The 24,989-nt window shown below is 73.8% G+C and carries 28 protein-coding genes and 1 pseudogene; 11 read left to right on the forward strand and 18 right to left on the reverse strand.

The window, feature by feature from the left end:
• Positions 1–18: 18 nt before the first annotated feature.
• Positions 19–1,437 carry an MFS transporter gene (locus ABD832_RS20180; RefSeq protein WP_344897583.1) on the reverse strand — a complete coding sequence of 473 codons (1,419 nt, stop codon included), beginning with the start codon at positions 1,435–1,437 and terminating at the stop codon, positions 19–21.
• 99 nt (positions 1,438–1,536) lie between these two features.
• Between ABD832_RS20180 and ABD832_RS20185 the strand changes: the two genes are divergently transcribed.
• Entirely contained in the window at positions 1,537–2,043 is a 507-nt protein-coding gene (locus tag ABD832_RS20185) for a MarR family winged helix-turn-helix transcriptional regulator (protein ID WP_344897586.1), read from the forward strand.
• Positions 2,044–2,162: 119 nt separating this feature from the next.
• Here the strand turns inward: ABD832_RS20185 and ABD832_RS20190 are convergent, their stop codons facing one another.
• The 5 genes and pseudogenes from ABD832_RS20190 to ABD832_RS20210 all read right to left on the reverse strand — a co-directional run bounded on the left by ABD832_RS20190 (position 2,163) and on the right by ABD832_RS20210 (position 6,598).
• Positions 2,163–2,672 (reverse strand): ATP-binding cassette domain-containing protein, encoded by a 510-nt coding sequence (locus ABD832_RS20190; protein WP_344897815.1) that lies wholly within the window; start codon positions 2,670–2,672, stop codon positions 2,163–2,165.
• Positions 2,581–3,876 carry an ABC transporter transmembrane domain-containing protein gene (locus ABD832_RS20195; RefSeq protein ID WP_344897817.1) on the reverse strand — a complete coding sequence of 432 codons (1,296 nt, stop codon included), beginning with the start codon at positions 3,874–3,876 and terminating at the stop codon, positions 2,581–2,583. The genes ABD832_RS20190 and ABD832_RS20195 overlap by 92 nt, the downstream gene beginning before the upstream one ends.
• Entirely contained in the window at positions 3,873–5,117 is a 1,245-nt protein-coding gene (locus ABD832_RS20200) for an ABC transporter ATP-binding protein (RefSeq protein ID WP_344897589.1), read from the reverse strand. Before ABD832_RS20200 ends, ABD832_RS20195 begins: the two co-directional genes overlap by 4 nt.
• Before the next feature lie 97 nt (positions 5,118–5,214).
• Positions 5,215–5,694, reverse strand: a pseudogene (locus ABD832_RS20205) (ABC transporter transmembrane domain-containing protein); the annotation flags it as partial.
• A 7-nt stretch (positions 5,695–5,701) separates the two neighbouring features.
• Positions 5,702–6,598, reverse strand: a complete 897-nt coding sequence (locus ABD832_RS20210; RefSeq protein ID WP_344897592.1) for an alpha/beta hydrolase — start codon at positions 6,596–6,598, stop codon at positions 5,702–5,704.
• Positions 6,599–6,715: 117 nt separating this feature from the next.
• Here ABD832_RS20210 and ABD832_RS20215 point away from each other — a divergent pair, with 117 nt between their 5' ends.
• On the forward strand, positions 6,716–7,750 hold the full coding sequence (locus ABD832_RS20215) for a PucR family transcriptional regulator (RefSeq protein WP_344897596.1): 1,035 nt from the start codon (positions 6,716–6,718) through the stop codon (positions 7,748–7,750).
• A gap of 142 nt (positions 7,751–7,892) precedes the next feature.
• Here the strand turns inward: ABD832_RS20215 and ABD832_RS20220 are convergent, their stop codons facing one another.
• Positions 7,893–8,342 carry a DUF6223 family protein gene (locus ABD832_RS20220; RefSeq protein ID WP_344897599.1) on the reverse strand — a complete coding sequence of 150 codons (450 nt, stop codon included), beginning with the start codon at positions 8,340–8,342 and terminating at the stop codon, positions 7,893–7,895.
• Between the two features lie 216 nt (positions 8,343–8,558).
• Between ABD832_RS20220 and ABD832_RS20225 the strand changes: the two genes are divergently transcribed.
• Together ABD832_RS20225 and ABD832_RS20230 are read left to right on the forward strand one after the other, a co-directional pair.
• The gene (locus tag ABD832_RS20225; RefSeq protein ID WP_344897602.1) at positions 8,559–9,686 is read left to right on the forward strand and encodes a sensor histidine kinase; all 1,128 of its coding nucleotides are present in this window, start codon (positions 8,559–8,561) and stop codon (positions 9,684–9,686) included.
• Entirely contained in the window at positions 9,683–10,345 is a 663-nt protein-coding gene (locus tag ABD832_RS20230) for a response regulator (protein ID WP_344897605.1), read from the forward strand. Before ABD832_RS20225 ends, ABD832_RS20230 begins: the two co-directional genes overlap by 4 nt.
• 9 nt (positions 10,346–10,354) lie before the next feature.
• On the opposite strand, the gene ABD832_RS20235 is transcribed toward ABD832_RS20230, so the two are convergent.
• The 11 genes from ABD832_RS20235 to ABD832_RS20285 all read right to left on the reverse strand — a co-directional run bounded on the left by ABD832_RS20235 (position 10,355) and on the right by ABD832_RS20285 (position 21,626).
• A complete protein-coding gene (locus ABD832_RS20235) occupies positions 10,355–11,734 on the reverse strand; it encodes a sensor histidine kinase (protein WP_344897608.1) in 1,380 nt (459 codons plus the stop codon).
• 92 nt (positions 11,735–11,826) lie between these two features.
• Positions 11,827–13,095: an NAD(P)/FAD-dependent oxidoreductase gene (locus ABD832_RS20240; protein WP_344897611.1), complete on the reverse strand. Its 1,269-nt coding sequence runs from the start codon at positions 13,093–13,095 to the stop codon at positions 11,827–11,829.
• Positions 13,092–14,576 carry an NAD(P)/FAD-dependent oxidoreductase gene (locus tag ABD832_RS20245; protein ID WP_344897614.1) on the reverse strand — a complete coding sequence of 495 codons (1,485 nt, stop codon included), beginning with the start codon at positions 14,574–14,576 and terminating at the stop codon, positions 13,092–13,094. The genes ABD832_RS20240 and ABD832_RS20245 overlap by 4 nt, the downstream gene beginning before the upstream one ends.
• Positions 14,573–16,006 carry an FGGY family carbohydrate kinase gene (locus ABD832_RS20250; protein WP_344897617.1) on the reverse strand — a complete coding sequence of 478 codons (1,434 nt, stop codon included), beginning with the start codon at positions 16,004–16,006 and terminating at the stop codon, positions 14,573–14,575. The genes ABD832_RS20245 and ABD832_RS20250 overlap by 4 nt, the downstream gene beginning before the upstream one ends.
• Complete coding sequence (locus tag ABD832_RS20255) at positions 16,003–17,604, reverse strand: amino acid permease (protein ID WP_344897620.1); 1,602 nt, start codon at positions 17,602–17,604, stop codon at positions 16,003–16,005. The genes ABD832_RS20250 and ABD832_RS20255 overlap by 4 nt, the downstream gene beginning before the upstream one ends.
• A gap of 126 nt (positions 17,605–17,730) precedes the next feature.
• Positions 17,731–18,498 (reverse strand): DeoR/GlpR family DNA-binding transcription regulator, encoded by a 768-nt coding sequence (locus ABD832_RS20260; RefSeq protein WP_344897623.1) that lies wholly within the window; start codon positions 18,496–18,498, stop codon positions 17,731–17,733.
• 216 nt (positions 18,499–18,714) lie between these two features.
• The gene (locus tag ABD832_RS20265; protein WP_344897626.1) at positions 18,715–19,272 is read right to left on the reverse strand and encodes a CGNR zinc finger domain-containing protein; all 558 of its coding nucleotides are present in this window, start codon (positions 19,270–19,272) and stop codon (positions 18,715–18,717) included.
• A complete protein-coding gene (locus tag ABD832_RS20270; RefSeq protein WP_344897629.1) occupies positions 19,250–19,645 on the reverse strand; it encodes a nuclear transport factor 2 family protein in 396 nt (131 codons plus the stop codon). Before ABD832_RS20270 ends, ABD832_RS20265 begins: the two co-directional genes overlap by 23 nt.
• Positions 19,646–19,648: 3 nt before the next feature.
• Positions 19,649–20,110 (reverse strand): hypothetical protein, encoded by a 462-nt coding sequence (locus tag ABD832_RS20275; protein WP_344897632.1) that lies wholly within the window; start codon positions 20,108–20,110, stop codon positions 19,649–19,651.
• Between the two features lie 143 nt (positions 20,111–20,253).
• Positions 20,254–20,478: a 30S ribosomal protein S18 gene (gene rpsR, locus ABD832_RS20280; RefSeq protein WP_344897635.1), complete on the reverse strand. Its 225-nt coding sequence runs from the start codon at positions 20,476–20,478 to the stop codon at positions 20,254–20,256.
• Positions 20,475–21,626: a CobW family GTP-binding protein gene (locus ABD832_RS20285; RefSeq protein WP_344897638.1), complete on the reverse strand. Its 1,152-nt coding sequence runs from the start codon at positions 21,624–21,626 to the stop codon at positions 20,475–20,477. Before ABD832_RS20285 ends, rpsR begins: the two co-directional genes overlap by 4 nt.
• A gap of 120 nt (positions 21,627–21,746) precedes the next feature.
• Between ABD832_RS20285 and rpmG the strand changes: the two genes are divergently transcribed.
• The 7 genes from rpmG to ABD832_RS20320 all read left to right on the forward strand — a co-directional run bounded on the left by rpmG (position 21,747) and on the right by ABD832_RS20320 (position 24,964).
• The gene (gene rpmG, locus ABD832_RS20290; RefSeq protein WP_344897641.1) at positions 21,747–21,911 is read left to right on the forward strand and encodes a 50S ribosomal protein L33; all 165 of its coding nucleotides are present in this window, start codon (positions 21,747–21,749) and stop codon (positions 21,909–21,911) included.
• Positions 21,912–21,915: 4 nt separating this feature from the next.
• Positions 21,916–22,161, forward strand: a complete 246-nt coding sequence (locus ABD832_RS20295) for a type B 50S ribosomal protein L31 (RefSeq protein ID WP_344897644.1) — start codon at positions 21,916–21,918, stop codon at positions 22,159–22,161.
• Positions 22,161–22,397: a 50S ribosomal protein L28 gene (gene rpmB, locus ABD832_RS20300; RefSeq protein WP_344897647.1), complete on the forward strand. Its 237-nt coding sequence runs from the start codon at positions 22,161–22,163 to the stop codon at positions 22,395–22,397. Before ABD832_RS20295 ends, rpmB begins: the two co-directional genes overlap by 1 nt.
• Complete coding sequence (rpsN, locus tag ABD832_RS20305) at positions 22,397–22,696, forward strand: 30S ribosomal protein S14 (RefSeq protein ID WP_344897651.1); 300 nt, start codon at positions 22,397–22,399, stop codon at positions 22,694–22,696. The genes rpmB and rpsN overlap by 1 nt, the downstream gene beginning before the upstream one ends.
• Before the next feature lie 3 nt (positions 22,697–22,699).
• Positions 22,700–22,867, forward strand: a complete 168-nt coding sequence (rpmF, locus tag ABD832_RS20310; RefSeq protein ID WP_344897654.1) for a 50S ribosomal protein L32 — start codon at positions 22,700–22,702, stop codon at positions 22,865–22,867.
• A gap of 232 nt (positions 22,868–23,099) precedes the next feature.
• A complete protein-coding gene (locus ABD832_RS20315; RefSeq protein WP_344897657.1) occupies positions 23,100–24,017 on the forward strand; it encodes an ABC transporter ATP-binding protein in 918 nt (305 codons plus the stop codon).
• A gap of 161 nt (positions 24,018–24,178) precedes the next feature.
• Complete coding sequence (locus ABD832_RS20320; RefSeq protein WP_344897660.1) at positions 24,179–24,964, forward strand: ABC transporter permease; 786 nt, start codon at positions 24,179–24,181, stop codon at positions 24,962–24,964.
• Positions 24,965–24,989 lie beyond the last annotated feature (25 nt).

Here is a 24,989-nt window from a genome sequence, read left to right on the forward strand (position 1 = left end):
CACCGCAGGTCACCGTGGTCAGGGGCGGCGTTCGCGGGGCAGCAGCAGGCCGGCCAGCGCGACGGCCAGGCCCAACCCGGCGGCCATGAGGAAGACCAGGTCGTAACCGGCGGCCAGGGCGGCCGGGGAACTCCCGTCGGCCTCCATCGCGGCCCTGGCACCGGCGGCCGTGGCGAGCACCGCCAGGCCCACCGCCCCGCCCACCTGGACGGACGTGTTGGCCAGGCCGCCGACGATCCCGGCGTCGCCGTCGGGAACACCGGAGGTCGCCACGGCCATGAGGGTGGGGAAGGTCAGCCCGATACCGGCCGCGACGAGCAGCGTGGGCCCGAGCACGCCCGCGACGTAGCCGGTGCCGACGTGGGCCTGGGCGAGCCAGCCGAAACCCGCCACGAAGCAGGCGCAGCCGATCGCCACCGGGAGACGGGCGCCGGTCCGCGGCAGCAGGGAGGACGCCGACCGCGCGATCACCACGAACGCCACCGCCGCGGGCGTCTGGCCGAGCCCGGCCTGGAGCGCGCTGTAGCCGAGGACGTTCTGCATGAACAGCGACGTGAAGTACCACATCGCCATGGCGATCCCCCCGAACAGCAGCAGCATGCCGTTGCCGACGGCCACCCGGCGGATCGTGAACAACCGCGGGGGCATCATCGGCCGGGCGGCGAACCGCGCCTCCACCACGACGAAGACGGCGAGCAGCAGCAGGCCCGCCCCGGCCGGTACGACGACCGGCGGGGACGCCCAGCCGTGGTCGGCACCCTGCATGACCCCGTAGATCAGCGCGGCCAGCCCGGCGGTCCCGGTGACCGCGCCGGCGAGGTCGAGCGGCTCGCGCCGGCCGGCCCGCGCACCGGCCAGCGACGCCACGGCCACCGCGACCAGCACCGCGCCGATCGGCACGTTGATCAGGAAGACCCACCGCCACGACAGGCCGGTCGTGATGGCGCCGCCCGCGATCGCGCCGGCCATCCCGCCCACGCCGCCCGAGGCGGACCACGCGCCGAACGCCCGGGCCCGCGCGCCCTCCCCGGTGAAACCGGTGTTGATCACGGCCAGGGTCGACGGGGCCAGCATCGCGGCCCCCACGCCCTGGACGAGACGGGCCGCCACCAGGACCTCCGGCGTGGTCGCCAGGCCACCGGCCAGGCTCGCCGCGGAGAACACCGCCAGCCCGGCGACCAGCATCCGGCGATGGCCGAACAGGTCGGCGGCGCGGCCACCGAGCAGCATGAAGCCGGCGAAGGTGAGCAGGTAGCCGTTCACCACCCAGGCCAGGCCGGTGGAGGTGAAGCCGAGATCCCGGCGGACCGAGGGCAGGGCCACGTTCACGATGGACGCGTCCAGGATCACCATGAACTGACAGGCGCACACCAGCGACAGGACCAGCCACGCGGGACCCGCGTGGGCTCCGGCCCGCCGGGTCGCGGTACCGGTCATGACATCTTCTTCTTGGTCATATCAGACTCCTGACGGGTCCTGTAGAATTAGTTACGCGCATAATATTATGTGCGTAACTAATTTCGTCAAGGAGAGCCCATGGACTTCGAGCACGCCGACGCCATCAACCAGGCCGTCCGCCTGCTGAGCCTGCGCCACCGGGCCAGGGCCGCGACGATGCTGGCCCCGCTGGGCCTGCACCCCGGCCAGGAGGCGCTCCTGCTCGAACTCGACCGCAACGGCGCGATGATCCAGGCCCAGCTCAGCGAGGCGCTCGGCTGCGAGCCGCCCAGCGTCACGCTCATGACCCGCAAGCTGGAGGCGTCCGGCCACATCCGCCGCAGGCCCGCCCCCTCCGACAGGCGCGCCAGCATCGTCGAGCTCACCGACAGCGGCAGGGAGCTGGCCGGGCAGGTCAAGCGGATGTGGTGCGTCCTGGCCGAGGAGACCGTGACCGGCCTGCCCGCCGGGACGGTGGCGGAACTGCCCGGCATCCTCACGGCCATGACCGCCAACGTGGACACCAGGCGCTCGGGCGACCCTCACGGCCGCAGGCCCGGCCTCGTCGCGGAACCGGGCGGGACCACGACGGACCGGGCACGCTGATCAGGGCTGTCGATCAGGGCTTGGACGCGCACGCCCCGCCCGCGGGGCCCCTCACGACCTGCGGCCCCACGGCCGCGGGGGAGGGCCGCAGACGGCGCCCCCGGCCGCGGCGTGCCGGCTCATCCGCCCGCCGGTGTCATGGAGATGTCCCAGAAGTCGGCGTAACGGCCGCCGCGGCGCAGCAGCTCGTCGTGGCCGCCCTCCTCCACGATCCGGCCGCCGTCCAGGAAGACGACGCGGTCGGCGCGCCGGACGGTCCGCATCCGGTGCGCCACCATCACCACCGTCCGGCCCGCCATCAGGCGCTCGATCCCCGCGTGGACGGCCGCCTCGTTCACCGGGTCCAGGGCCGAGGTCACCTCGTCCAGCAGCACGACGGGCGCGTCCTTCAGCAGCGCTCGCGCGATCGAGACGCGCTGGCGCTCACCGCCCGACAGCAGCGCGCCGCCCTCGCCGACGTCCGCCGCCCATCCGCCGGGCAGCCGCTCGATCACCTCGTCCAGCCGTGCCGCGGTCGCCGCCGCCCGGACCTCGGCATCACCGGCGCCGGGACGGCCCAGGCGCACGTTCTCCTCGATCGTGCCGTCGAAGAGGTAGACGTCCTGGAAGACGATGGCGATCCGCGCCATCAGCACCCGCGGGTCGATCTCGCGTACGTCCACGCCCCCCCATGCGCATCGCGCCCGCGTCCACGTCGTGGAACCGCGCGATCAGCTGCAGCAACGTGGTCTTGCCGCTCCCCGAAGGGCCGACCACCGCGAGCCGCCGCCCCTCGGGCACGGACAGCGACACGTCGTCGATCACCGTGCGGTCGCCGTGCCGGAAGACGACGGACGCGAACTCCAGGTCGTGGCGTGCCGGCCGGATCGGCTCGGGCGCCTCCGGCAGCGGCTCGGTGCGCAGCACCGCGTCCAGCCTGTCCAGCTCCGACCGCGCGGCGCGGAGCCTGCCGCCGATGTCCGACAGCGACAGCAGCGGGTCGGCGCAGCGGGCGGCGAGCACCAGGATCGTCAGGAGCTCGGCCGCGCCGACGCTCCCGCCGAGCGCGAGGTAGGCGCCCAGGGCCAGCAGCGCGGTGAAGACCGCCTGCACCGTGAGCGTCAGGCCCACCGCGCCGGGCAGCACCGCCAGCACGGTCCGGCGCGACGCGCGCCGGACGTCCCGCAGCGAGTCGTCGAGCAGCGCGAAGCGCTCACCGGTCCGGCCTCCGGCGCGCAGCACCGGCTGGGCCTGGAGGAACTCGACGACCCGCCCGCCGGCCTCCGTGTCGCGCTCGTGGCGCTCGGCGTCGGCGGCGGCCGTCGAGCGCGCCGTCCGGTACCGGATCGCCGCCACGACGGGGGCGGCGGCCAGCGCGGCCAGCCCCAGCCGCCGGTCGTAGGCGAGCATCACCGCGACGATCGTCAGGGGGGTCACCAGGGCGGAGACGAACGGTCCCAGCAGGTGCGCCGCCACGCCCATCGCCTGCAGGAGCCCGCGGCCGGCCATGACGGACACCTCGCCGACCCGGTCGGCGCCGTACCAGCCGATGGGCAGCCGGGCCAGGTGCTCGCCGAGCCGGTGGTACATGCCGCGCAACATCGTGGTCCCGACCCGCATGCCGGACACGTCGCTGACGTAGCGCAGCACCGCATAAAGCGCGACCGCCGCGCCGAACGCGATCAGCCACGGACGGGCGTCACCGGGACGGTTCCCGAGCAGCGCCCGCAGCACCGGGACCAGCAGCGCGTACGACAGGCCCTCGACGACCGCGGTCACCGTCATCAGCACGACGGTGCGGCGCATCGCGCGGGCGTACTCCCGCCCCAGCACGCGCAGCAGCATCCGGATCATCGGGACCCCCCTCCTCGCGGTGCGCCGGCGTGGGCCTCGGCCTCGTCGCCGACCGCAGTCTGATGCGACCGCCAGAACGCGGCGAACCTTCCGTCCCGTTCCAGCAGTTCGGCGGGCCCGCCCCGCTCGGTGATCGTCCCGTTCTCCAGCACCGCCACGACATCGGCGCCCGCGACCGTCTCCAGGCGGTGGGCGATGACCAGGACCGTCCGGTCGCCGCCCAGCGTCGCCAGGGCCCGGCGTACCGCCTGCTCGGTCCGCGGGTCGGCGAAGGCGGTCGCCTCGTCGAGCACCAGGACGGGCGCGTCGGCGAGCAGGGCGCGGGCCAGCGCGACGCGCTGCGCCTCGCCGCCCGACAGCCGGGCCTCCTCGCCGATCACCGTCTCGTACCCGCGCGGCAATTCCAGGATCCGGTCGTGGACGTTCGCCAGCCGGGCGGCGCGGACCACGTCCTCGCGGCCGGCGTGCGGCACCGCCAGCGCGATGTTGTCCGCGACCGACGCGCGCAGCAGGCGGACGTCCTGGAAGACGAAGGAGACCGTCCGGTACAGCTCCCGCTCGTCGATGTCGCGCAGGTCGGCACCGCCCAGGACGACCGAGCCGCCGGTCGGGTCGAAGAAGCGCGGCAGCAGCCGGACCAGCGTGGACTTCCCGCCTCCTGACGGTCCCACGATCGCGGTGACCGTCCCCGGTTCGAGCACCAGGTCGACCCCGCGCAGCACCTCGTGGCCGTCCTGGTAACCGAACCGGACGCCGCGCAGCTCCACCCGGTGTCCCCGTGGCACGGCCGGACGCCCGGGTTCGGGAAGCGGCGCCACCTCGAGCACCTCCCTGATCCGCCCGACCGCGCGCCGGGCGGCCTGCATGTCGTCGAAACCGTGGCCGAGGGCCGCCACCGGAGCGGTCAGGGCCGGCCCGAGCAGCAGGAAGGGCAGCAGGCCGGCCGGGGCCAGGCCGCCGGAGGTGATCAGGACCGCACCGCCGGTCAGCACGACCAGCAGTACGAACGGCGGCGACAGCGCCAGTTGCATTCCGGCGGCGACCAGGGACATGCCGCGCACCCACCGGGAGAAGACGGCCACGAAGTCGTCGGCGGCCACCAGGAACCTGCGGTGAGCGCGCTCGGACCCGCCGAACGCCTTGACCACCGCGATGCCCTGCACGAACTCGACCACGGAGCTCGCGATCCGTCCCATGGCCGCGTCGAACTCCTCCTGCTCGCGCTGCCGGGCCGGGAGCATTAGCAGGGGGGACCAGCGCCACCGCCGTCACCACCGGGACCAGCGTGATCAGCGTCAGCCGCCAGTCAATGGTGAGCAGGTAGACCAGCGACACCAGCGGCACCACGAACGCCGAGACGAGCTCGCCGGGGGCGTGCGCGATGAACGGGTGCACGGCGCTGACGTCCTCGCCCACCACCTTGGCCAGCTCACCGGTCCGGCGCCGGGAGAACCAGCCGATCGGCACGCGTCCCAGGTGCGCCGCCAGCCGCCGCCGGAGCGCCAGCTGCACCCGGGCGTCGAGGACGTGCCCGAGCCCGGACGAGGCGGCCGTGAACAGCAGCCGGACGAACAGGCCGGCCGCGCCCGCGACGACGACCGTCCGGACATGACCGTGGTCGACGGGGCCGGGCGACAGCAGGACGCGGCCCAGCTCGACGACGGCCAGCAGCGGCGCCAGGCCCGCGAGGGCACCGACGACCTGAAGGATCACAACGGTGGCGAAACCCCGCAGGTGGGGACGCAGCAACCCCGCGGCACCCCGTCCCGCCGCGGGGCCGGCATCCGGTGATGGTGCGGACCGTTGTTCCCTCGCCATGGCGGGATCACCTGGCCAGGGCACGGCGCAGGGCGGCACCGAGCTCGGCGATCTGCCGCTGCGACACCTCGGCGGACAGGATCGCCTGCGACCCGTGGAAGGTGCCGGGCCACTGGTGCAGCTCGACCGACACGCCCGCCTGCAGCATGCGCAGCGCGTAGTCGATGTCCTCGTCGCGGTTCGGGCAGAACTCCGCGGAGGCGACGTAGGCGGACGGCAGGCCGGACAGGTCGGTCGCCCGCGCCGGGGCGGCGTACGGCGAGGCGGGGGCGGAGCCCAGGTAGTGCCCCCACAGCTGGGTGGTCTTGGCCCTGTTCATCCAGGGCGTGTCGGTGAAGTTGCGCGCCGACCACGTCTGCTGGCGGTCGTCGAGACCGGGCTGGTTGAGCAGCTGGAAACAGATCGGCGGCCCCTGCAGGTCCCGCGCCCGCAACGCCACCGCGGCCGCCAGCCCGGCGCCGGCGCTGTGGCCCCCGACCGCGATCCGCCCGGGGTCGACGCCGAGCCCGGCCGCGTGCCGGGCCGTCCAGGTCAGCACGGCGTGGACGTCGTCGAGGGCGGCAGGGAACGGGTTCTCGGGGGCCAGGCGGTAGTCCACCGAGATCACCACCGCGCCGGAGGCCTCCGCCAGCCGCGTGGCCCACGGGTGCTCGGTGTCCAGGTCGCCCATGACGAACCCGCCGCCGTGCATCCAGACGATCGCCCCCTGCGCCGGGTGCGGGCGGTAGATCCGCACGGCCACGTCCGGGTCCGCGGGTACCGTGCGGTCCTCGATCTCCATGTTCGAGGTGTCCGGTACGGGCATCGCGGTGGCGAGCCCGGCGAAGTTCGCGCGGGCGGAGACCGGGTCGGACAGGTCGGTCGACGGGAACAGCGGGACGAAGGCATCGAGTTCGGGATCCATGCCGACCATCCTCACGGCCACCACCCCCCGGGGCATCCGCCATCCGTCGGGCATCCCGCCCCGCTCACGCACCGATCGGCGCTCACCCCGCGGCCCGCGCGGTCCTATGCTCCTGGCATGGAGGCACTGGCCGTACGGCTGTCGCACCTGGACTCGCAGGCCGGGGGAGCGATCCGGGTGATCATGTTCTACGACACCCTGATGCGCAGGCGGGTGGACCTGCCGGCGCTGGCCCGCGCCTCGGCGGTCCTGGCCGAGTGCGTGGCCGGGATTCGGCTGCACGGCACGGGACGGGTGATCCGCGCCTCGTCCGACGGCGGGCAGGCCCCCGCCCCGGCGTCCCCCGCGTCCAGCGCGGCGCCGGTCACGCTCGACGAGGAGGAGATCGGCACGGTGTGGCTGGAACGCCCCGGCCCGCCGAACCCGCTGGACGACCTGCTGCTGGACCGGCTCGCCATCGCCTCGGCGGCGGTCGTCGAGCGGTACGGCCCGGCCCGTACCACCATGGCCGACCCCGCCCTGATCGAGCTGGTGATCAGCTCCGGAGGGGACGAGGCCGCCAGGGCCCGCGCGTTGCGGCTGCTCGGGTTCGCCGCCGGCCTGCCGGTCCGCGTCGTCGCCGTACGGTCGCCGCTTCCGCTGGACCGGATCGGCGGCCTGGTCTGCCCGACCCGCCTGGTGAAGGCGGCGTCGATCGCCGGCACGGGCGTGCTGCTGGCCACCACCGTGGACCCGGCCCGCTTCCCCGAGGACGTACGCGCGGGCATCGGCGCCGCCGAGAGCCCCGACCGGTCGTGGCGGGAGGCCCGCACCGCCCTGCGCTTCACCACCCCGCGCAGGCCGGTCGTCCCCTACGACGACCTGGGTGCGATGGCGCTGCTCGCGCAGGTCCCCCGGGAGGTCGTGCGTGGCAATCCCGACGTGGCCGCGATCGCCCGGACGGCCGCGAACCCGGAGGACCTGGAGACCCTGGAGGCCTACTGCGAGACCGGCTCCCTGCGCCGGGCCGCCGACCTTCTCCACCTGCACCACAGCAGCGTCGCCCGCCGCGTCGAGCAGCTCGGGAGGGAGCTGGGCCTCGACCTCACCGAGCCCGCCGGGCTGGTACGGGCCAGGGTCGCCCTCACCGCGTGGCGGCTGCTCGACGACTGAGGACGGCCCGTCCCGCCCCCGGCCCGCCCCTGGTTCGTCCCGCCCCGGCCCCCGTGGACCGTCCCGCCCGCGGCGCGATCGTGCCGGCGACGCGATCGTGTCGCCGGCACGGGAGCAGGGGCGGATCGGGGCGGGCGCGAGGTCAGGCGGTGCCGCCGCCGGAGGACGTGGACGAGCGGCGGGAGCGGGCCAGGACCAGCCCGCCCAGGGCCGTGGCGACCAGCCCGATCACCAGCGAGATGTAGCCCCCGACGATCCCGTAGCCGGTGCCGGGACCGCCCTCGGCGGCGGCCACGACCAGGCCGCCGACGACCACGCCGGCCGGCCCCGCCACCAGGGCCGCGATCGCCCCCCTCCTGCCGTCGCCGTTGCCGATCCGGCCGGTGGAGCGGGCCAGCGCCAGCCCGCCGGCGACCGCGCCGGCCAGCCCCAGCGCCCCGCCCACCATGGACCAGGCCCGCCCGGCGGTCAGGGTGTACGACCCGACGGGCTCCGGCTGGGCCAGGACGTGCGCGGCCGCCGGTGTGGCGAGCGCGAGACCGGCGAGCAGGACGGCCGCGGCGGCGGTGGCGAGCAGATGTCGGACGGGCATGGGTACTCCTTCTCCCTGCGGATGGACGTGGCCCGATCATGTCCGCCGGACCGGCCCCGGGTCGTCCCCCGGGCGCGGACGGTTCGCGCTGCCACCGGCGGCGGACCCCGGCCACCGCGGGCGCCGCAGGATCCGGGCGCCTACCGCGGCCGCGGTAGGCGGACCCTCGTCCGTACGCGGGAGTCGCCCGGGCGCACATCCGGTTAGGGTGCGCCCATGAGCACAGGACGGCCCGGTCTCCGGGCGGGCGTCACGGACTGGGCGATCGCCGCCGGCGTGGCGGCGGCGCTGCTGGTCACCGGGCTGTCCGGGAGGCACCCCGGAAGCCACCCGGACCTGCTCGGCCACGCGCTGCTGGCGGTCGGCGGCCTGGCGCTGGCCGCGCGCCGCCGGGCACCGGTCGCCGTCCTGGCCGTCACCGGGCTGTGCGCGGTGGGGTACCAGGCGGCCGGTTTCGACGTGCCCGCGGTCGCGTACCTGTTCGCGGTGTACGCGGCCGTGCGGGCGGGCCACCGCGCCGTCACGGTGGCGGCGAGCGTGGCCATGCTGGCCGTTCTCCCCCTCGCGGCCATGGCCTCGGGCCTGCACGACACCGGTGAGGCGTTCGCCCGGGCCCGGGGCGCCCTGGAGCTGGCCTGGCTGATCGCGGCCGGCGCCGCGGGGGAGGCGCTGCGCCAGGCCGAGCGGCGGGCCGACGAGGCCGAGCGCACCCGGGAGGAGACCGCGCGGCGCCGCGCCGACGAGGAGCGGCTGCACATCGCGCGGGAACTGCACGACTCGCTCACCCACCAGATCTCGATCATCAAGGTGCAGGCCGAGGTCGCCGTCCACGTGGCCCGCAGGCGGGGGGAACAGGTGCCCGAGGCCCTGCTGGCGATCCGGGAGGCCGGTCGCGAGGCGGCCCGGGAGCTGCGGGCGACCCTGGAGGCGCTGCGCGACGACGACACGACCCCGCGGCGCGGCCTCGACCACGTCGCCGAGCTGGTGGAACGGGCCCGGACGACCGGCCTGGACGCGAAGCTGACGATCGAGGGACAGCGGCACGACGTCCCGGCCGCGGTGGACCGCACCGTCTACCGGATCGTCCAGGAGTCGCTGACCAACGTCGCCCGTCACGCCGCCGCGGCCACGGCGTCGGTCAGCATCGACTACCGTCCCGACACCCTGGTCGTACGGGTCGACGACGACGGCGAGGCCGCGGCCGGCACCGTGCCGGTGCCCGGCGTCGGGCTTCTCGGGATGCGCGAGCGGGTCACCGCCCTGGGCGGGCGGCTGCGCGCGGCACCGCGCAGCGAGGGCGGCTTCACCGTCCACGCCGAGCTTCCCGTGGACCGGACGCCGTGATCCGCGTCCTGCTGGTCGACGACCAGGCGCTCATCCGCAGCGGGTTCCGCGCGCTCCTCGACCTCGAGGACGACATCGAGGTGGTGGCCGAGGCCGCCGACGGCGGTGAGGGCGTGGAGCTGGCCAGGCGGTACCTGCCCGACATCGCGCTCATCGACATCTCGATGCCGGTCGTCGACGGCATCGAGGCGACCCGGCGCATCGCCGCGGACCCGGCCCTGGCCGGGGTGCACGTCGTCATCCTGACCAACTACGGCCTGGACGAGCACGTCTTCGACGCGCTGCGCGCCGGCGCGGCCGGGTTCCTCGTCAAGGACATCGTGCCGGAGGACTTCCTGCACGCCGTCCGCGTCGCCGCGCGCGGCGACGCGCTGCTCGCACCGTCGATCACCCGCAGGCTGATCGACCGGTACGTCAGCCGGCCGCTCCACACCGGCACCGGCACCGGGCTGAAGGAGCTGACCAACCGCGAACGCGAGGCCGTCGCCCTGGTCGCGCAGGGCCTGTCCAACGACCAGATCGCCGACCGCATGGTGATCAGCTCGCTGACCGCGAAGACCCACGTCAACCGGGCCATGACCAAGCTGCACGCCCGTGACCGCGCCCAGCTCGTGGTCCTCGCCTACGAGTCCGGCCTGGTGGTCCCGCGCACCTTCTGAGCCGGGAGCTCAGGGAGGGGGGCGCCGCCCCGCCTCCTCGGCCGTGCGGAGGGGGAGCCTCGCCACGAACCGCGCGCCCCGTTCGGAGTCCTCCACGGTCAGCGTCCCGCCGTGCTGCTCGGCGATCCCCCTGGCGATCGCCAGGCCCAGGCCCGTGCCGCCCTCGTCCTTGCTGCGGGCCGAATCCAGCCGGGTGAAACGCTGGAACACGACCTCCCGCTGGTCGGCGGGGATTCCGGGGCCGTCGTCGCTCACCTCCAGCAGGGCGTCGGGGCCCTCGCCGCGGACCGAGACCGTCACCGTGTGGGCGGCGTGCCGCTCGGCGTTGTCCAGGAGGTTGCCGAGCAGCCGGGTGAGCTGGAGCGGGTCCCCGGTGACCGTCACGCCGGGCGCGAGGTTCGCCGTGATCCGCGCCTGATGGCCGCGGTGGGTGAGCTCGGAGGAGACCAGCTCGCCCAGGTCCGTGCCGTCCCCGGTGCCGTCGGAACCCCCGAGGTCCGCGTCGAGGCGGGCGAGCGTGAGCAGGTCGGTGACGATGGCCTGCAGCCGGTGGAGATCGGCGAGCAGGGCCGCCGAGACGGCGGGCCAGTCGGTCTCCCGCGGGTGCAGCAGCGCCTCCTCCACCTGGACGCGCATGGCGGTGATGGGGCTGCGCAGGTCGTGCGAGGCGTCGGCGGCGAAGCGCCGCTCCCGCTCGACGGCCGCCTCCAGCCGGTCCAGGGTCTGGTTCACGGTCCGCGCCAGCTTCTGGATCTCGTCGGGGGACGCGGGGACGGGGACCCGGCGGCCCAGGTCGGTCGCGGTGATCTCGGCCAGTTCCGCGCAGATCGCCTCCACCGGGTCGAGGGAGCTCGCGACGGCGCGGTAGGCGCCGAGCGCGCTGAGCCCGGTCAGGAGGGCGGAACCGGCCAGCAGGGCGGCCAGCAGCCGGAGGTCGGTGTACCAGGGGACGGCGTGGTCGGCGCCGTAGACGATCCAGTCCCCTCCGGCCTCGGGCACCCGCAGGGCCACCACGATCACGCACGTCCCGGCGAGGCCCGGCGCGTCGCAGACGGTCCGGTCCGCGTACCTGTTGTCCTCCGGTGGCAGGAAGGAGGCGATGCGCGCCTTGCCGGCCAGTTCCCTGCTCGCCGAGACGACCTGCCCCCGGGAGTCCACCACCTGCAGGATCGGCATCCCCGAGCCGGGGAGCACGGCCGGCAGCCGCCGGTCGGCCGGGATGAGGGGGGCCACCCCCAGCTGCGTCGCCAGGATCCGGCCTCTCCGGTCCTCGGTGACGTGGTGATGGGCGTTCATCAGGGTGAGCGCGCAGAAGCCCCCGCACACCAGCGCCATCACGGCACCGCACCACACGGCCATCCGAGTCCGCAGCGACCAGTACCGTCGCACGCCCACCTCCCCCGCCCCTGGTGATCACGCTAAACGGGTGTCGTGCCGGAAGGGCCCGGCGAACGTTCAAGGCGGCATAAATACCGTGGGCGTCAGGAGTCCACGCCGATGTGCACGGGACCGTCGTCGGGGTCGATCGCGGCCAGGATGCCCGCCGGGACGCGGAACACCCGGCCCGGGGCCGCGGGCCACCACACCCGCCTGCGGGCGACGACCCTTCCCCCCTGCCGCAGGACGATCCGGGGGAAGGGGATGTAGCGGTCGCTCCACAGCAGGAGCCGGTCGCGGGCCGGGGCGGGGTCCCCGGGGCGGAAGACCTCCGGCGACACCCAGCGGAAGGGCGCGTCGGCGAGGAGCCGTACCTGCTCGGCCGGTGGGGTCACGCCGTCCAGCCAGGCGACGACCGAGCGGGCCACGTGGGCACCGTCGATCGCCGCGATGTCGGCCGTGTCGACCGGGTGGAGCAGGTTGCCCGCGGCGAACACCCCGGGCCGTTCGGTCCGCATGGCGCCGTCGACCAGGGGGCCGTTCGTGCCCGGGTCCAGGGTGATCCCCGCGGCGCGCGCCAGCTCGTGGTCGGGGATCCAGCCGCCGGTGAGGACGAGCGTGTCGCACGCGACGACCCGTCTCACGCCGGTGTCGACGTTCTCGATCTCGACCGCTTCGAGCTCCGGCCGGCCGATGACCCTCGTCACGCGGGTGCGGGTGGCGACCCGGGTCCGGAACAGGATCCTGCCGGGGACGCTGAACAGGGCGTAGGAGTCGGCCCGCGGGTACTCGGTGGTCATCAGGACGGTCCGGCAACCGGCCTCGCGCAGCGTCAGCGCGGCCGACCAGCTGACGAGCTCCGCGCCGACGATGACGGCCCTGCGGCCGACCCTGCCGTGCCGCAGGTGGACGAGGTTCTGCAGGTGGCCGGTGGTGTAGACGCCGTGGGCGCGGTCCCCGGGGATGAGACGGGCCGGGCGCGGGCGCTCGCGGGCGCCGGTGGCCAGCACGACGGCCCGCGCCTCCACCCGGATGCGGCCCTGCGGGGTGGTGGCCTCGATCGTGAGGTCACCGGCCCAGTTCGTCACGGTGGCCTCCGTCCGGATCGTCGCCCCGGCGGCCTCGGCCTCCCGCACGAGCCTCCTGGCGTAGGCGGGCCCGCTCATGAAGCGCCACATGTCCCTGATCCCGTAGCCGGGGTGGTCACTGTGGCGGGGGATGCCCCCGGCCGTGCTCTCCCGGTCCAGGACGAGCACGTCGCCCTCGACCCTCGGCGCGAGCTCGCGGGCGGCGCTCAGCCCGGCCGGTCCGCCGCCGACGATGACGACGGACGGGGTCAGGACGGTGACGCCGGTCAGGTCGGTGGACGTCATCGCCGGGCCTCCAGCGGTACGCGGGGATGTCCGCCGGTGCTCTCGTCCCCGCCGTCGCGGATCTCGCCCCGGCGCTCCAGCAGCCCGCCGATCTCGGCGCCGCAGTAGAACCCCTGGCAGCGCCCGTTCATCGCCCGGGTGCGGCGGCGCAGCCCGTCCAGGCCGACCGGTGGGATCGGGGAGCGGAAGGCGTCGCGGATCTCGCCCGCGGTCACCCGCTCGCAGAAGCAGACCACCTTGCCGTACGCGGGGTCGGCGGCGATCCGGGCGGCGTCCTGGTACGGGCGCGGGTACGCCTCCCCGAGGTTGGGCATGCGGGGCGGCTCCGGCAGGTCCTCGCGGGACACGAGCGCCAGCCCGGCGTCGCGGGCCAGGTCGGCGACGTACTCGGCGATGGCGATCCCCGCGGTCAGGCCGGTCGAGCGGATCCCGCCGACCAGGACGTAGCGCCGCCCGGGGTCGGCCTCGATGAGGTAGTCCGGGTGGTCGCTCGCCGCGCGCAGCCCGGCGTAGGTGGCGGTGACCTCCTCCCGCAACAGGTCGGGCATCAGCCTCTCGCCCTTGGCCATCAGGAACTCCAGCCCCTTCTCCGAGGTCCCGGTGTCGGTGCGGTCGACGAGGTCCTCGGCGGTGGGGCCGAGCAGCACGTTGCCGTAGACGGTGGGACTGATCAGCACGCCCTTGCCCCGGGAGCTGGGCACCGGAAGGATGATCTTGCTGACCAGCGGGCGGGCGAGCTTGTCGTAGACCACCAGCTCGCCGCGCCGCGGCGTGACGGTGAAGCGGTCGTGGCCGAACAGCCGGTCGACGACGTCGGCGCCGAGCCCGGCCGCGTTGACGACCCAGCGGGTGTTCACGTCCCCGGAGGAGGTGTGCAGCACGGTCGTGCCGCCGAGGTCCTCGGCCGAGCGGACCGCCCGGTTCAGCAGCAGCGTCACCCCGCGGCCGACGGCGTCGGTGGCCAGGGCGAGGTTGGTGGTCCAGGTGCAGACGATGGACTCGTCGGGGACGGTGAGGCCTCCCAGGACCCCCTCGCCGAGGTGGGGGAGCTGCCGGTACACCTCGGCGGAGTCGATGATCTCCGTCCGGTCGTAGCCGTTCCGTTCCGCCTTCTCCCGCAGGCCCGGCAGCGCGCCGAGCTCCTCGTCGGTCCAGGCCACCAGCACGGCCCCGGTGCGCTCCACGGGGATGCCGGTCCGCTCCGCGTAGTCCGACAGCAGGTGGTAGCCCTCGCGGACCAGCCGGGACTCGAGCGTGCCGGGCGTGGCGTCGAAGCCGGTGTGCAGGATGGCGGTGTTCGCCTTGCTCGTGCCGTCACCGACGTCGTCCCGCGCGTCCAGCAGCGCGACGCTCAGCTCGTAGGACGCCAGCTTCCTGGCGACGGCCGAGCCGACGATGCCGGCGCCGATCACCACCACGTCGAACACGGTGGTGTCCGTGGCGGTGGGCGTACCGGTGGTCGTGCCCGTGGTGTCGTTCACTGGCTTGCCTCCTGGGTCAGGGCGGTGGCGACGGCGTCCCTCCAGCGGGAGCGGAAGTCCGCCGCCCGGTCCGCGGACCATCGGGGTTCGTACGTCGTGCTGGGCTCCCACGCGTTCACCGCGTCCTGCAGGGAGAGCGACGGGTCGAGCGCGGTGCGGGCCAGTGCCACCGCGCCCATCGGGGTGGCGTGCTGGGAGGGGTAGACGTCGATCCGGATCCGCATCAGATCGGCGACCGCCTGCATGAGGACCCTGCTGCGGGTGAGCCCGCCGTCCACCCGCAGCCGGGTCAGCGGCCGCCCGAGGTCCGCGGCGACCAGGTCGCCCAGTTCGGCGACCTGGGCCGCGATCCCTTCGAGGACGGCCAGCACGAGGTGCCCCGGGCCGGTGGAGAGGGTCATCCCGGAGAACGAGGCCCTGGCGTCGGGACGCCACCACGGGGCGGCCAGGCCCGCCAGCGCCGGGACGCACAGCACCCCCTCGGCGTCGCCGGCCGCGACCGCGTCCAGGTCCGCGGCGGTGCGGACGAGGCCGAGGTCCTGCAGCCACCGCACGGCCGAGGCGGCCGTGTAGACCTGGCCGTCGAAGCAGTACGAGGTCTCGCCCCGGACCCGCCAGGCGATCGAGGCGGCCAGCCCGGCGGTGGAGCGCGCGGCCGAGGCGCCGGTGTTGGCGAGCAGGAACGCACCGGTGCCGAAGGTGCACTTGGCCTCGCCGGCCCGCAGGCAGTTCTCGGCGAGCAGCGCCGCCTGCTGGTCGACCACCAGCCCGGCGACGGGGACGTGCCCGCCGAACGCGGAGGTGTGACCGGCCACCTCGTCGGAGGAGACGATCCGCGGCAGGGGTTCGGTGCCGAGGCCGAACAGCTCCAGCAGCTCCGGATCCCACTCGCCGTCGTCGAGCCGGGTGACCAGCGACCGGCTCGCCGTGGCGACGTCGGTGACGAACTCCCCGGTCAGGTGGTGCACGATCCAGGAGTCGGAGGTGGTGACCACCCCTTCCCGGGTCACGTTCCGGCGCAGCCAGGCCATCTTCGGCGCGGAGAAGTACGGGTCGAGGACCAGGCCCGTGGTGGCGGCGATGTGCTCCGCGGACCCGCCCAGCTCCGTGCAGATGCCCTCCGACCTGCGGTCCTGCCAGACGACGGCGGGGGACAGGGGGGTGCCCGTCGCCGGGTCCCAGGCCAGCACGGTCTCGCCCTGGTTGGCCAGCGTGACGGCGTCGACCGGCACCCCGGCCCGCGCGACGGCCTGGCGGCCGGCGTCGAGGACCGAGTCGAGCAGTTCCCGCGGGTCCTGCTCGACCCCGCCCCCCGGCAGGTAGGAGGGGCGGACCGGCAGCTCGGCGAGGCCCAGCACCTCGCCACCGGCGTCGACGACGATCGCCTTGGTGGCGGAGGTGCCCTGGTCTATCGCCAGTACGGTGGTCACCGCTGGTGTCTCCCCTCCGCGCGTCCGTCCCGGACGCTCCCGCTCCCGCTCCCGTTCTCGGCCGCGGTCCCGGCCCCGGTCCCGGTCGCTGTGCCGGTCGTGTCCGCGGTCAGCGCCGCGTCGATGGAGTGCATGTCCGGCATCGCCAGGCCCCTGACGCCCTTGGTGGCGAGCAGGTAGGCCAGGTACGCGGCCCCCAGGGCGAGCATGATGAGGACGTAGATCCACGGTTCCACGAACGAGGCGTCGCGGAACAGCAGCAGCTCGAACACGAGCCAGACCAGGGCGACGACGATCACCGGGATCTCCCACCGTCCCAGGTCGAAGCCCTTGCTCGGCGGCAGCGTCCTGCGCTTGACCACGTACATGACGACGGTCCCGGTGTAGATGATCGCCGGCAGCAGGGTGGCGGCGGCGAACAGCCCGAAGAGGGCGTCGGTCCGGGTGGAGAAGATCGCCAGGATCAGCTCGCCGACGACGAGCATGAACACGGTGGCCTTCAGCGGCGTGCCGAAGCGCGGCGAGACCTGGCTCAGGGCCTGCCAGCCGGGGAACCGCCGGTCGCGGGACATCGCCCAGACCAGGCGCACCCCGGTCATCAGGATCACCATCCCGCAGGCGAAGATCGCGATCACCACGAGCACGAGCAGGGCCGTGCCCACGACGGGGCCGAGAACCCGGCTGATCACGTCCGCCACCGGCGTCCCGGACTTCGCCAGCTCGACCGGGTCACCGGCCAGCAGGGTGACCGCGACCAGGAACAGGAAGCCGAGCACCCCGGAGGCGAGCACCGCCTGCCACATGGCGCGGGGGACGACGCGGGCGGGGTCCTTGGTCTCCTCGGCGAGGTTGGCCGCCGACTCGAAGCCGACGATCGTGAACGCGCCCAGCAGGAACCCCAGCATCCACGGCCCGGCCGAGGTCAGCGTGCCGAAGCCGAGGTAGCCCTCGGACGACACGGCGCCGGTGCTGAACAGGTTCGCGACGTTGACCTCCTTGGCGACGAAGCCGACGCCCAGCAGCAGCAGGACGAGGGCGATCATGCCGATGAGCTCGGCGGTCACCGCGAAGTTGTTGACGCGCTCGGTCCACTTCGTGGACAGCGCCACCAGGACGGCCTGGGCCAGGAGGACCACGCTGGTGATCACCCACGCGTTCAGCGGCGTCCCCTCGTACCCCAGCAGCACGGGCATGACGGTGGAGGCGATCGTGTAGTCCACGGCCACGACCACGATCGCCAGGAACGTGAACGAGATCCAGCCGATGATCCAGCCGAGGACGGGGTTCGCCAGCCGGGACATCCACTGGTAGGAGTACCCGGTCACCGGGATGCGCGCGGCCAGCGAGCCGAAGATGAACGCGACGGCGAGCTGCCCGACGATCACGATCGGCCAGGTCCAGATACCGGCCGGCCCCGAGCTGTTCAGCACCGCGCCGTACGTGGTGAAGATGCCGGTGGCGATCGAGACGAAGGCGAACGCCACCGCGAACGAGGCGAAACGCCCGGTGCCGCGCTGCATCGCCTGCCGGTAGCCGAACTCCTCGACGTTTCCGCCGGTTTCGCGATCTCCCCCCGCGGGGGGTGAATAATGGGTCATGGATTACCAGCTCCTGTGTTTCCTGTCAGATGGCGCATCGGTGTGGTGATCCGAGCCGGGTGGCGTTGCCGCGCCGCCCGGCTCGCTCGTTCGCTGCCGGAGAGCTTCATGGTCGACGGGTGGCGGTCACGGCAGGACGATCACCCCTCCCTCGCGGGTGACGGCGTCCCGGACGGCGGACGGCGGTTCGGTCTCGGTGACGAGCCCGGCGAGCTCTCCCAGGCCGGCGACCCGGTGCCGGGCGACCAGCCCGAACTTGCTCGAATCGGCGAGCGCGTACGAGCGCGTCGCGTTCCTGAGGATGATCCTCCGCGTCGCGATCTCGTCCAGGTAGTAGTCGGTCAGCCCGGCCACCGCGTCGACGCCGCCGGAGCCGAGGAAGGCGACGTCCGGGTTCAGGTCGGCGAAGAACGCCTGGGCGAGCGAGTTCGAGAGCGCGAGATCCCCGGCCCTGAGCCTGCCCCCGCAGACCAGGACCTCGACGCCCGGCCGCTCGGACAGCTCCGCGGCGACCAGCAGGGAACAGGTGGCGACGATCCCGGAGAAGTCCAGCGGCAGGGCCCGGGCGACCTGCACGGCGGTGGTCCCCACGTCGATCACGACCGTCTGGCCGGGACGCGCCAGCCCCGCCGCGGCACGCCCGATGCGGCTCTTGGCCTCCGCGGCGGTCCCGGTGCGCTCGGCGAACGGGGCCTCCTCGCCCGCGGCCTGCCCGAGCGCGATCGTCGCCCCTCCGTGGACGCGCGCCAGCATGCCCCGGCGTTCGAGCAGCACGAGGTCGCGGCGGATCGTCTCCGCCGACACGCCCAGCTCGCGCGCGAGGTCGTCGGTGCTGACGACCCGGGAGGCCCGGAGCGCCTCACCGATCCGCGCGTGCCGCTCAGTGGGCAGCACTGATGACCACTTCTGTGGACTTCTGTGGCTCCATGAGGAAAAGTATGCGCTGATGTTGTGACAGGGTCAATGCACCCGTGTCACAACTGGATTTTTTACCTGGCCGGACGCGACCGGCGCCGGCCCGGGCCTCCACGGCCCGATCATGGGCGCCGGGGCCGGGGCCGGGGCCGGGGTCAGGGTCAGGGCGGGCCCGGGGTCAGGGTCGGGCCCGGGTCAGGTCTCCTCCGGGGTCCGGCGGCGATAGGCCTGCGTCTTCATGCGGTTGCCGCACAGGTGCGGTGAGCACCACCGGGCCCGGCCGGGACGGGACCGGTCGTAGAAGACCCACTGGCAGTCGGGGGCGGGGCAGATGCCGAGCCGCCGCCAGGTGCCGTCCGCCGTGGCGGTGACCGCCGCCGCGACGATCCGGCCGAGCGCGACGGTCACCGGGTCGCCGAGGGCCACCGGCTCGGCGCCGCGCGCGGTCAGCCTGACCCGCACGGGGAGGTCGAGCAGGACCTCGCCCCGCTCCCCGAGGGCCCGGCGAAGGGCCGCGCGCAGGTCGCGGGCACGGGCGAGGTCGGTGTGGCCGGCCGCACCGCCGGGATCCGGCAGGTCGTGCTCGCGCAACCAGCGTTCCAGGTCGGCGGGTGTGGCCAGGCGGTCGTTCGCCTCGAGGCGCCGGCCGTGGACGACGAAGGTGCGCCGGTCGTCGGTGTTGGTGAAACGGTGGATCAGCGCGACGGCGTCGGGCAGGCCGGTGACCTCCTCAGGAGTGGCCGGTGGCAACATCGCCGATGTCCCCGCGCACCCTGCGATAGGCGTCCTTCACCCGGATGCGGTCACCGTCGAACGCGAAGAGGTCGCAGCCGTGCACCTCGTGCACCCGCCCGTCCTCGTCCGTACGCGTGTAGGACCATGTCGAGGCGCCGCGGTCACCGGCGACGAACGCCTCGCCGCCCCGTGACTCGTACCCCTCGTCGTGGGCGAGCATCAGCGCGAAGCCGCGCCGTACCTCCTCCCGCCCGCGGAAGGTGGTTCCGGGCTCGGCGCCGACGGAGGCCACGAAGACGCAGTCGTCCGTCATGAAGTCCATGAGCAGGTCGAGGTCCTTCCTCCTCCACGCCGCGCCGAATCCGGCCAGCCTCTCCGGTGTCATTCCCATCGCTCAGATCCTTCCTTCGAAGTGGTCCGCCATGTAGGCGTCCAGATCCGGTCCCTCCGGATTGGCCAGCACGTGCCGCAGCCAGGCCCGCCGCTCGAAGTCGGTGGCCTCCAGTTCCCAGACGCACCCGATGGCCCGGCCCGGATGGGGGCGCAGCTCCGAGGGCCGGTCCAGCGGTGAGGAGAACAGTCGCTGATGCAGCTCGTTGTCGCCGGACCACCAGTCGATCAGCGCGAAGCAGAGGTCGGCCGCGTCGTGCGCGACGGCGAAGCCGACGCCGTGCCGTCCGCCGCCGTGCGCCCGCCTCGGCAGCGCCGAGGCCGCGATCTTCGCGGTCGCGGTCAGCAGGGCGGCACGCGGGGCCTCGGCGTGCGCGGCGATGCCGTACATCTTCACCGCCCACCCGCCGCCGACCGGCTCGACGCCGTGAAAGCCGATCGTGCGGGGTCGATATCGAACGCTCATCGCGGCCCTCCCATGGCGACACCTGTTAAATAGATAACAGGTGTCGAACGTCTCCGGCAAGGCCGCCGGGCGGTGGAGCCTCGGGAAGGTGCGCCGGGTCCGCCCTCGCGCACGCGGCCGGTGGCGGGGAGCGGAGGGCGGCGTCAGCCGCGGGGGCGGGTGGCGTAGGGCAGCAGGGCCATCTCCCGGGCGTTCTTGACGGCCCGGGCGAGCTGTCGTTGCTGCTGGACGGTGACGCCGGTGACGCGGCGGCTGCGGATCTTGCCGCGGTCGGAGATGAACCTGCGCAGCAGGTCGGTGTCCTTGTAGTCGACGTAGGTCGCCCCGCGCAGCGGGTTGCTCTTCTTACGGGGGGTGCGGGTCCTCATGCGATCTCCCTCAGGTCGAGGAGGTGGGCGAACGGGTCGTCGTAGCCGGCCCAGACGTCGGAGCCGGCCAGGCTCTCCTCCTGGGTGAGCAGGCAGGAGTCGAGCAGGGCGTGCAGGCGCTCGCGGTCGAGGTCGGGGCCGGTGAAGACCAGGTGCTGCACCCGGTCGCCGGTGATGTCGTTCCAGTCGAGGGTGGCCGCGCTGCGGCGGGCGGGGGAGACCATCTCCCAGGCGGCCTCGGGAAGCGCGGCCAGCCACGGCCCGGCGTCCTCGACCGAGACGACGCCGGCCACCGCGTCCCAGGCCAGCAGGCGCTCGTGGCGGGTGGCCAGCCAGAACCGGCCGCGGGAGCGGACCGACCCGGTGACCAGCTCGTCCACGGCGTCGAACAGGCGCCCGGGGTGCAGCGGGCGCAGCCGGTGCCAGACCACGGTGGTGATCTCGTCGGTACGGGCGTCGACGGGCAGCTGGGCGGTGGCCGGGTCGACCCGCTCGGCCAGCGTGACGGTGCACAGGGCGGCGCCGGTCACCACGGGAGGCGCGCCGGCGTCGAAGACCGGGGTGACGGGCGCCAGGTGGCCGAGCACGGCGCGGGTCAGCTCGATGTCCTCGGGGTCCCCGGCGTCACCGCCGTGCAGCACCAGGCCGGTGGCGTACTCGATCTGCCGGGCCAGCACCTCGGCCAGGTGGCGCTCGTCGCCGAGGGCCGCGATCTGGCCGGTCTCGGCGAGGCGGTCGCCGCGGGTGATGTCGACCGGCATGTGCTCGGCGTCCAGCGCGGTGAGCACGGCGGTCAGGCGCAGCGTGTCACGGGCCTCGTCGCAGTCGATCGCCTCGGCCACCGGCCGGGGCTCGACCGAGTCCCACAGGTCCACGACCAGCAGGGAGGCGGCCGGGGCGCGCCGGACGAGCTCGGGGAGCAGGTCCTCGCGGACGGTGCAGGTGACGCAGCCGTGCGCGAGCCGTACCTCGGCCAGGTCGAGGACGCCGGAGCGGTCGCGGACCACGCGCTCGACGCGGCCGCCGGCCACCGAGCGCAGGTCGTGGTGGACGGCGACGGAGCCGGGATGGTCGTGCAGCAGCCGGTCGACGGCGGCGGTGCGGGCGGGCGCGTGCAGGCCGGCGACGAGGACGACGGGGGTGGACACGGGTCTCCTTCCGGGTGCGGGCACGGTCTCGTGCCCGGTCTCGCGGCACCGGTCTCCGATGTGCGAAATGAAAATCGTTCCCGTTATCATTGCATGCCTCGGCCGCCAGAGAGGAACGCCATGGCCAGAAACGAGCTCCGCCCCGTGATCAAACTCAGATCCACCGAGGGCACCGGCCACACCTACGTGACCCGCAAGAACCGGCGCAACGACCCCGACCGCCTCACCCTGCGCAAGTACGACCCGACCCTGCGCAGGCACGTGCTCTTCCGAGAGGAGCGATGACCCCGTGAAGAAGGGCGTCCATCCCGACTACCGCCCCGTGGTCTTCCGCGACCCCGGCGCGGGCTTCGCGTTCCTGACCCGATCCACCATGACCAGCACCAAGACCATCGAGTGGGAGGACGGCAACACCTACCCCGTCGTCGACGTCGACGTCTCCTCGGCCGGCCACCCCTTCTACACCGGCCGCAGCCGCGTGCTGGACACCGCCGGCCGCGTCGAGCGCTTCAAGCAGCGCTACGGGAGGAACTGATGTCCGCCCACTGCCAGCTCACCGGCACCGCGCCGGTCTTCGGCAACAACGTCTCCCACTCCCACCGGCGCACCCGCCGCCGCTGGAACCCCAACATCCAGCACCACCGCTACTGGCTGCCCACCGAGAACCGCTTCGTACGGCTCACGCTCAGCGCCAGGGCGGTCAAGACCGTCGACAAGATCGGCGTCGAGGCGGCCGTGGCCCGCATCCGCGCCCGGGGAGGAAAGGTCTGATGGCCAAGAAGAGCAAGATCGCCGCCAACGAGCGCCGCAAGGCCGTCGTGGCCCGCCACGCCGCGCGCCGGGCCGAGCTCAAGGAGCTCGTCCGCACCGGCACCGCCGAACAGCGCGAGCAGGCCGTACGGGCACTGGCCCGCCAGCCGCGCGACGCCTCCGCCACCCGAGTGCGCAACCGCGACACCGTCGACGGCCGCCCCCGCGGCCACCTGACGAAGTTCGGCCTGTCGCGCATCCGCTTCCGCGAGATGGCCCACCGCGGCGAGCTGCCCGGCATCACGAAGGCGAGCTGGTGAGCCGTGGCCGTCCCCAAGCGCAAGATGTCGCGCAGCAACACCCGCCACCGCCGATCGCAGTGGAAGGCCACCGCCCCCGACCTGGTGCCGATCACCGTCGAGGGACGGGAGCTGCTGGTGCCCCGCCCCCTGGTCCGCGCCTACCGGCGCGGCCTGCTCACCCCGAGATGAACCGCGTCCCGGCCCCGTGACGACGCGGTGACGGCGTGACCGCGCGGCCGGGCGTGTCCGGCCGCGCGACGCCGATGCCCGCGTCCGGCCGGCGATCAGCCGATCGGCTGACTCGGCGTCCCCACCGTTCGGCGGCCGGGTCCCGTCCCCTGGCCGGTGCCGGAAAAAGGGCTGGTCCAGCAGGCTGAAGGCAGTCGATCCCCCCGCTGAGACGAACCCGGAAGGACACCGCATGCCGCCAGTGATCGAGGTACGCAACCTCCACAAGCGCTACGACGACAAGATCGCGGTCGATGACGTCTCGCTCACCGTGCAGGAGGGCGAGATCTTCGGGATCCTCGGCCCCAACGGCGCCGGCAAGACGACGACCGTGGAGTGCATCGAGGGCCTCCGCACGCCGGACCGGGGCGAGATCAGGGTGCTCGGGCTCGACCCCCACCGGGACCGCGCCGAGCTGACCCGGCGTCTGGGCGTCCAGCTGCAGGCCGGCCAGCTCCCCGACCGGCTTCAGGTCGCCGAGGCCCTGGAGCTGTACAGCTCCTTCTATCCCGAGCCGGCCGACTGGCGCGCGCTGATGGACGGACTCGGCCTGGCCGACAAGGCGAAGACCGGGTACGCCAAGCTGTCCGGTGGCCAGAAGCAGCGGCTGTCGATCGCGCTGGCCCTCGTCGGCAACCCCCGGGTGGCGATCCTCGACGAGCTCACCACCGGCCTCGACCCGCAGGCACGGCGCGACACCTGGGACCTGATCGAGGGCGTGCGCTCCCGCGGGGTGACGATCGTGCTGGTCACCCACTTCATGGAGGAGGCCGAGCGGTTGTGCGACCGGCTGGCGCTGATCGACGCGGGCCGCGTCGTCGCGGTGGACACCCCGGCCGGCCTCACCGAACGGGCCCGCATCGAGCAGCGCATCCAGTTCTGCCCCTCCAGGCCGATGGACGAGCGCCTGCTGGCGGACCTGCCCGACGTCTCCCGCGTCACCCGCCGGGGGGAGTTCGTCGTCGTCAACGGCAACGACAACGCGCTCAACGCCGTCACCGCCGTGCTGGCCCGCAACCAGATCGTGGCCGAACGGCTGCGCGTCGAGCAGGCGAGCCTGGAGGACGCGTTCGTCGAGCTGACCGGCAAACGCCTCGACACCACCGCCTGACCCGGGCCGGCTCGTCCGGAGCGGCCCGGACCGGCCCGAATCGCAGCGAACCACAGGGAACCGCAGCGAACCGCTCCGAACCAACCCGCACCGAGCCGCACCGACTCGACCCGACCCCCCACCGAACCTGCCCGACGAAGACCAGCGAGAGGAAACCCCCCATGTCAGCTCTGACCACCGCCACGGCCCCCGTCACCGCCAAGCGCGGTTCCATAACGTGGAAGCTCATCAAGGCCGAGAGCAGGCTGTGCCTCCGCGACAAGGTCGGCCCCATCTGGGGCGTCGGCTGCCCGCTGCTCGTGCTGATCATCCTCGGCAGCATCCCCGCCCTGCGGGAACGCCAGGAGGCCGCCGGCGGACTGACGATCTTCGACCTCTACGTGCCTGTCCTGATCCTGTTCAACCTGGCCATCCTGGCCATGACCGCCCTGCCGACCACGCTCGCGGGATACCGGGAGAACGGCGTGCTGCGCCGCATGCGGACCACGCCGATCGGTCCGGTCCGCCTGCTCGCCGCCCAGCTCGTGGCCAACTTCGCCATCGCGCTCGTCGCGATGCTCCTGTTCCTCGCGGTGGCCGGGTTCGGCTTCGGCGTGCAACTGCCGAGGCACCTGTTCGGCTTCACCGTCGCCTGGCTGCTCGGCGCCGCCGCGCTGCTCGCCATCGGCCTGCTGGTCACCGCACTGGTACCCGGACGCAACGCGGCCTCGGCGACCGGCACGGCGCTGTTCTTCCCGATGATGTTCTTCGCCGGGCTCTGGGTGCCGATCACGCAGATGCCGCCGCTGCTGCAGACCATCAGCCACTACACCCCGCTCGGCGCCGGCATGCAGGCCTTCCAGGACGCCTACCTGGGCCACTTCCCGTCCGCCGTCCCCCTCCTGACGCTGGCGGCCTACGCGGCCGGGTGCGCGCTCGTCGCGGTCCGCTGGTTCCGCTGGGAATAGATCCGCGGGTTCCCCGGCAATAGAC

The sequence above is a fragment of the Streptosporangium longisporum genome (assembly GCF_039534895.1).
GTDB classification, from domain to species: Bacteria; Actinomycetota; Actinomycetes; order Streptosporangiales; family Streptosporangiaceae; genus Streptosporangium; species Streptosporangium longisporum.

Coding starts and splice junctions, on each gene's coding strand:
- ABD832_RS20265 (WP_344897626.1), bottom strand. CDS start 19,272: ATGTTGCCACCGGCCACTCCTGAGGAGGTCACCGGCCTGCCCGACGCC.
- ABD832_RS20200 (WP_344897589.1), bottom strand. CDS start 5,117: ATGCTCCCGGCCCGGCAGCGCGAGCAGGAGGAGTTCGACGCGGCCATG.
- ABD832_RS20180 (WP_344897583.1), bottom strand. CDS start 1,437: ATGACCGGTACCGCGACCCGGCGGGCCGGAGCCCACGCGGGTCCCGCG.
- rpmB (WP_344897647.1), top strand. CDS start 22,161: ATGTCCGCCCACTGCCAGCTCACCGGCACCGCGCCGGTCTTCGGCAAC.
- ABD832_RS20225 (WP_344897602.1), top strand. CDS start 8,559: ATGAGCACAGGACGGCCCGGTCTCCGGGCGGGCGTCACGGACTGGGCG.
- ABD832_RS20215 (WP_344897596.1), top strand. CDS start 6,716: ATGGAGGCACTGGCCGTACGGCTGTCGCACCTGGACTCGCAGGCCGGG.
- ABD832_RS20210 (WP_344897592.1), bottom strand. CDS start 6,598: ATGGATCCCGAACTCGATGCCTTCGTCCCGCTGTTCCCGTCGACCGAC.
- ABD832_RS20195 (WP_344897817.1), bottom strand. CDS start 3,876: ATGATCCGGATGCTGCTGCGCGTGCTGGGGCGGGAGTACGCCCGCGCG.
- rpsN (WP_344897651.1), top strand. CDS start 22,397: ATGGCCAAGAAGAGCAAGATCGCCGCCAACGAGCGCCGCAAGGCCGTC.
- ABD832_RS20185 (WP_344897586.1), top strand. CDS start 1,537: ATGGACTTCGAGCACGCCGACGCCATCAACCAGGCCGTCCGCCTGCTG.
- ABD832_RS20275 (WP_344897632.1), bottom strand. CDS start 20,110: ATGAGCGTTCGATATCGACCCCGCACGATCGGCTTTCACGGCGTCGAG.
- rpsR (WP_344897635.1), bottom strand. CDS start 20,478: ATGAGGACCCGCACCCCCCGTAAGAAGAGCAACCCGCTGCGCGGGGCG.
- ABD832_RS20220 (WP_344897599.1), bottom strand. CDS start 8,342: ATGCCCGTCCGACATCTGCTCGCCACCGCCGCCGCGGCCGTCCTGCTC.
- ABD832_RS20315 (WP_344897657.1), top strand. CDS start 23,100: ATGCCGCCAGTGATCGAGGTACGCAACCTCCACAAGCGCTACGACGAC.
- ABD832_RS20270 (WP_344897629.1), bottom strand. CDS start 19,645: ATGGGAATGACACCGGAGAGGCTGGCCGGATTCGGCGCGGCGTGGAGG.
- ABD832_RS20190 (WP_344897815.1), bottom strand. CDS start 2,672: ATGGCGCGGATCGCCATCGTCTTCCAGGACGTCTACCTCTTCGACGGC.
- ABD832_RS20320 (WP_344897660.1), top strand. CDS start 24,179: ATGTCAGCTCTGACCACCGCCACGGCCCCCGTCACCGCCAAGCGCGGT.
- ABD832_RS20240 (WP_344897611.1), bottom strand. CDS start 13,095: ATGACGTCCACCGACCTGACCGGCGTCACCGTCCTGACCCCGTCCGTC.
- ABD832_RS20255 (WP_344897620.1), bottom strand. CDS start 17,604: ATGACCCATTATTCACCCCCCGCGGGGGGAGATCGCGAAACCGGCGGA.
- rpmG (WP_344897641.1), top strand. CDS start 21,747: ATGGCCAGAAACGAGCTCCGCCCCGTGATCAAACTCAGATCCACCGAG.